Genomic DNA, 243 nt, shown 5'->3' with positions numbered 1-243 from the left:
GGGGCCTTAGCTCAGCTGGGAGAGCGCCTGCCTTGCACGCAGGAGGTCAGCGGTTCGATCCCGCTAGGCTCCACCAATCTTGGACCTTTAGCTCAGTTGGTTAGAGCAGTCGGCTCATAACCGATCGGTCGTAGGTTCGAGTCCTACAGGGTCCATGCGATACAATTGCGGAGGAATACCCAAGTCCGGCTGAAGGGATCGGTCTTGAAAACCGACAGGCGGGTTAAACCGCGCGGGGGTTCG

General features: G+C 58.8%; 2 tRNA genes. Both read left to right on the top strand.

The features are described from left to right. Window positions 1-76 (top strand) — tRNA-Ala (locus SAY88_RS25530). A 5-nt stretch (window positions 77-81) separates the two neighbouring features. Further along, window positions 82-155 (top strand) — tRNA-Ile (locus tag SAY88_RS25525). Window positions 156-243 lie beyond the last annotated feature (88 nt).

The sequence above is a fragment of the Halalkalibacter flavus genome (genome assembly GCF_036663575.1).
In the GTDB taxonomy this organism is placed as follows: Bacteria; Bacillota; Bacilli; order Bacillales; family Bacillaceae_D; genus Halalkalibacter; species Halalkalibacter flavus.
The sequence above is the reverse complement of the archived record's forward strand: the minus strand, read 5'-3'. Positions and strand labels throughout refer to the sequence as shown.